This window comes from Mesorhizobium sp. M7A.F.Ca.US.005.03.2.1, from assembly GCF_003997795.1.
Taxonomy (GTDB): domain Bacteria; phylum Pseudomonadota; class Alphaproteobacteria; order Rhizobiales; family Rhizobiaceae; genus Mesorhizobium; species Mesorhizobium ciceri.
On sequence record NZ_RZRP01000511.1, the window covers coordinates 1 to 4,623 of the forward strand.

6 protein-coding genes are annotated in these 4,623 nt (G+C 64.0%); 2 read left to right on the plus strand and 4 right to left on the minus strand.

Annotation, left to right across the window (positions count from 1 at the left end):
• The 3 genes from EN991_RS24305 to EN991_RS24320 form a co-directional block, all read right to left on the minus strand.
• On the minus strand, positions 1 to 341 hold a 341-nt coding region (locus EN991_RS24305), incomplete at its 3' end, for an ATP-binding cassette domain-containing protein (protein WP_245461063.1).
• A 242-nt stretch (positions 342 to 583) separates the two neighbouring features.
• Entirely contained in the window at positions 584 to 1,531 is a 948-nt protein-coding gene (locus EN991_RS24315) for a substrate-binding domain-containing protein (RefSeq protein ID WP_013530574.1), read from the minus strand.
• 306 nt (positions 1,532 to 1,837) lie between these two features.
• The gene (locus tag EN991_RS24320; protein WP_024501764.1) at positions 1,838 to 2,401 is read right to left on the minus strand and encodes a dienelactone hydrolase family protein; all 564 of its coding nucleotides are present in this window, start codon (positions 2,399 to 2,401) and stop codon (positions 1,838 to 1,840) included.
• Positions 2,402 to 2,526: 125 nt separating this feature from the next.
• Between EN991_RS24320 and EN991_RS24325 the strand changes: the two genes are divergently transcribed.
• Positions 2,527 to 3,225, plus strand: a complete 699-nt coding sequence (locus EN991_RS24325) for a RibD family protein (protein ID WP_063168646.1) — start codon at positions 2,527 to 2,529, stop codon at positions 3,223 to 3,225.
• A gap of 89 nt (positions 3,226 to 3,314) precedes the next feature.
• Here the strand turns inward: EN991_RS24325 and EN991_RS24330 are convergent, their stop codons facing one another.
• Positions 3,315 to 4,199 (minus strand): SDR family oxidoreductase, encoded by an 885-nt coding sequence (locus EN991_RS24330; protein WP_024501766.1) that lies wholly within the window; start codon positions 4,197 to 4,199, stop codon positions 3,315 to 3,317.
• Between the two features lie 90 nt (positions 4,200 to 4,289).
• Between EN991_RS24330 and EN991_RS24335 the strand changes: the two genes are divergently transcribed.
• The coding region (locus EN991_RS24335; protein WP_245461064.1) for a helix-turn-helix transcriptional regulator at positions 4,290 to 4,623 on the plus strand (334 nt) is incomplete at its 3' end.

Consider the following 4,623-nt stretch of genomic DNA (forward strand, 5'->3'; position numbering starts at 1 on the left):
GTGTGATGCCGCCATCCAGCGGGCATATCATCTTCGACAGTGCCGATTATCATCCCTCCAGCCCGCAGGATGCCAAGCCGCTTGGCATCCTGCGGGCTGGAGGGATGATAATCGGCACTGTCGAAGATGATATGCCCGCTGGATGGCGGCATCACACCCGAGAGGATTTTCAGCAGCGTCGATTTGCCGGCGCCGTTTTCGCCCAGCAGGCCGAGGATCTCGCCGGGGCGGATATCGAGCGAGACATCGCTGAGCGCGGTGACGCCCGAGAAATGCTTGGTGATGCCTTCGACGGCAAGCAGGATGGGTTCGGGCGAGGCGGCTTCAGCGGCTGGCGGCAAGGGTGGCTCCTTCCATGCAGTTGATGTCGCCTGTCAGCGCTTGAACGCCCCCCTCTGTCCTGCCGGACATCTCCTCCTCAAGGGAGATTGGCTGTGTCACCGGCGACACCTTTTCTTTCAACATTTGGGAACTGGCGAAAGCAGGAGGAACAGTCGATCTCCCCCTTGAGGGGGAGATGTCCGGCAGGACAGAGGGGGGCGCTGTCCCGCCGGCTTTGCCAATCGGCCGATCCCCGCAAACCCTACTTCGTCTCGCCAATCCGCTCCGCCTTGTCGAGATTGTCCTTGCCGATGACGATTGGCGTCAGCAGCACCAGCTTCTCCTTCGGCTCGGTCTTGTCCTTGGCAAAGGCCACCGCGATGCGCACCGCAGTGCGCGACTGCTCGCCGGGGAATTGCTCGACCGTGCCCGCAAGCTTGCCGTCGCGCACGGCGACCAGCGCTTCGGGCAGTGCATCGAAGCCGTAGATCTTGACGTCGGTGAAGTTGCGCGCGGCACAAGCCTCCATGGCGCCCAGCGCCATGTCGTCATTGGCGCAGACGATGGCGTCGGGTTTGCCGTTGGCGGCAAGGCCAGCCTCGGTCACCGACAGCGCCTCGGCGCGGGCGAAGTTGGCGGTCTGCTCGAAGACGATCTGATACTTGTCCTTCAGAGGATCGAGCACATTGTGCACGCCCTTGTTGCGGTCGATCGCCGGGCCGGCGCCGGGCTGGCCCTGCAGATGGAACAGCTTGGCACCGTTGGGAAACGCCGCCACCACGGCGTTGGCTTCCGCCTCGCCGCCCTTCACATTGTCGGCGCCGACATGGGCGAGGATGCCCTCGACGCCGTCTACGCGGCGGTCGATCGTCACTACGGGAACGCCGGCCTTGACCGCTTCCTCGATGGCCGGCGCCAGGGCGTTGACGTCGAGCGGCGAGATGACGATGGCGTTGACCTTCTGCACCAGGGCGGCCTCGATGTCGGCGGTCTGCTTGGTGGCCGAGTTCTGGCCGTCGCTTTCGGTCAGATTGACGCCTTGCGTGGCGGCTTCCGCCTTGATCTCGTTCAGCATGTGCACGAAGAACGGAAAGCCGAGACTGGGCACCGAGCCAAGGATAGTGAGCTTGTCCTGCGCAAACACAGAAGGCGCGGCAACCATCATGGCGCCGAAAGCCGCGGACGACAGCAGGAATTCACGTCTGTTCATGGGATCCTCCTCCACAAGAACGCACGACCCGAAAACCGGGATCGGTTTCAGGAAGGATCATGCGTCGGTTCAAAGTGTGGAGCATCCTCCCTGCGCCCGAAAACGCATGCCGCTCCAGCTGGCCGCCGCTGTAAAAAGAGCCTCCCACCGACGCCTGCGCAGGGATGCTAACCCAGGGCCAACCATTTGTGCAACATCGATATAACAGCGGTGCCAGGCAAATTATCGGAATTGTCGGATTTTGGATTTCCGGCGTGGGGGCCGCTTTGTCGGAAGACCTCCAATGCAAGGCCGCCCCTCTGCTTCTCAATCCAGGAACGCCAGAACACGCTGCCAAAGCAGCGCCGCGGCTGTGTCGTTGTAGTCGGGCAGAGCTGGATCCGAGAAATAATGTCCCGAGTTTGGATAGCGGAAGATCCGCACATCGGTTTGCGCGGCCTCGGCGGCGTGCTGCCAGGCGCGGACATCCGGCTCGGGGAAGAACGGATCGGTGTCGGCGACATGCAATTGAACCGGCAGGCCGGGCCGGATGTTCGCAGGCACGGTTGCCAGCCCATGCAACAGCAGCACCTTGGCCGTCAGCGGCCGCAAGGCCCAGACTGACGCGACCACGCCTGCACCCATCGAAATCCCCGCCAGCACCGTATCGCCGGGCGTCGAGGCCAGGGCATCGCGCGCCCTTTGGCAAATGACCTCCCAGCCGATCCGCGCCTTGATCGCGAAGCCTTGCTCGAGATCGTCCGTCGCCACGCCCGCATAGAGGTCCGGCAGCGAAACGGCGTGACCGGCGGCGCCCAGCTTTCCAGCGAGATGCCGCTCGTGCTCGCGCAGCCCCAGAACCGAATGAAACAGGATTATGTTCGCGGACATCCGGTCATGATACCTGCCGGCACATGCCGTCTCAACGGCTGGGTACGTCATGAGGCGTGCGGCTTCCATTCTCCCGGCGTGGCACTACTTTGGACTGAACCCAAAGCACTCGACTGGAGAACAACATGAAGCCGCAAATCATCTGCCATATGCTGGCATCCCTTGACGGCAGCCTCCACCCCAGCCGCTATACCTCGAGCCCCGATGGCACCCGGGCCGAGTGGTCGAGCCTCTACGAGCATATCCATAATGATCTCGCGGCTGATGCCTGGATCGTCGGGCGCGTCACCATGGCCGAGATGAGCAAGGCCGGCGCGCATCCGCCGGCCAATGCCGGCAAGGTCGACCGGCCCTATCATTTCGCGCAAATAGGTGCGGGTTATGCCGTGGCGCTCGATGCCTCGGGCAAGCTTCATTTTTCCAAACCCGACATCGGTGGCGACCATGTCGTGGTGCTGCTTGGGCGCGACGTTGCCGACAGCCATTTGGCAGAGCTTGCCGCCGACGGCGTGTCCTATATCGTCGCGGAAACCGGCGATATCGATCTCGCCGCGATGCTTGAGGTCCTCGGACGCGAACTCGGCATAAGCCGGCTGCTGCTCGAGGGCGGCGCCAGCATCAACGGTTCCTTCCTCGCCGCCGGGCTCGTCGATGAATTGAGCCTTCTCGTTGCACCCGCGATCGACGGACGGGCCGCCAATCAGGGTTTCGTCGAGTTCGGCGAGAGCGGCCTGGCGGGCAAGACGCAGCTGTCCCTGAAGAGCTGCGAGGCGCTGGCGCATGGGCTCGTCCATCTGCGCTACGCGGTCAGCCCTGGAGCATAATCCCGAAAGGTCGCGGCGTGGCCCAGGGTCTCCGCGACGGGGCTGACGAAGTCAGAGACTTCGGCTCACCTCGAGCGTTGCTAAGCGCATCAATACCGCATGGCGTCGAGATCGGCGATCAGCGTCGGGCCGGTGGGGTGCCAGCCGAGCCGTGCCTGGGTCAGAGCGCTGGAGGACGGCAGATCCATCGGCGCGAACATCGCCATCCAGCCGAAATGCTCCGCCGCCTTTTCCGGCGCAATGGAAACCACCGGCAATTTCAAACCCCGGCCGAGCGCCTCGGCGATAGCGCGCACTTCGACACCTTCCTCGCCGACCGCGTGATAGCGCGCGCCCGGCTGCCGCTTTTCCACGGCGAGCCGGTAAAGCCGCGCCGCATCGAGGAGGTGGCCCGCGGAGTAGCGATTGCGGCCTTCGCCGACATAGGCCGAGACGCCCCTTTCACGCGCGATCTCGATGAGCGGCGTGATAAGGCCTTGCTTGACCGGATTGTGGACCTGCGGCAGCCGCACCACCGACACATTGATGCCGGCGTCCAGCAAGGCATTGCCGGCCAGCTCCGAGGCGATGCGCGGATTGGGATGGCTGGCGTTGAAGACGTCCTCGATCGCCAACTGGCCATGCCCGGGACTGCCCATGCCGACGCCGGAGGTGATCACCAGCGGCCGGTCGGAGCCGGCGAGCGCGGCGCCCAGTGCGGCGATGACGCGTTTGTCCTTTTCGCAATTCTCGGCAAACCGCGAAAAGTCGTGGTCGAATGCCGTGTGGATCACGCCGTCCGCCTTGGCCGCGCCATCGCACAGCCCTTCGGGCTCCTCGAGCGTTCCGCGATGCACTTCAGCACCGGCGGCGGCCAGCGCCTCGGCGCCGGCGTCGGAGCGGGTCACGCCGACCACCTGGTGGCCTGCCTTGATGAGTTCGGGAACGATCGCCGAACCGATGAAACCGGTCGCGCCGGTGAGAAAGATACGCATGCAAAATCTCCTGTACAGTTGCCCGCGTAATATTGCTGGTCTATTATTCTATTAAAGTAGTGATCTTATCGTGGTATAATGGCTAACAGGATGCCCTCCAATTCCGGCTCACTAGCAGCGTTCCTCAAAGACCGGCGCACCCGGCTTGATCCCGCATCATTCGGGTTTTCCGGACGCAGACGCACGCCGGGGCTGCGCCGCGAAGAGGTCGCGCAGCGCGCCAACATCAGCCCGACCTGGTACACATGGCTGGAACAGGGCCGCGGCGGCGCACCCTCGGCCGATGTCCTCAACCGCATCGCCAAGGGGCTGCTGCTGACCGAGGCGGAGCGCGAACATCTTTTCATGCTCGGGCTGGGGCGCCCGCCCGAGGTCCGCTACAGGGGCGTCGAAGGCGTCAGCCCCCGGCTGCAGCGCCTCATCG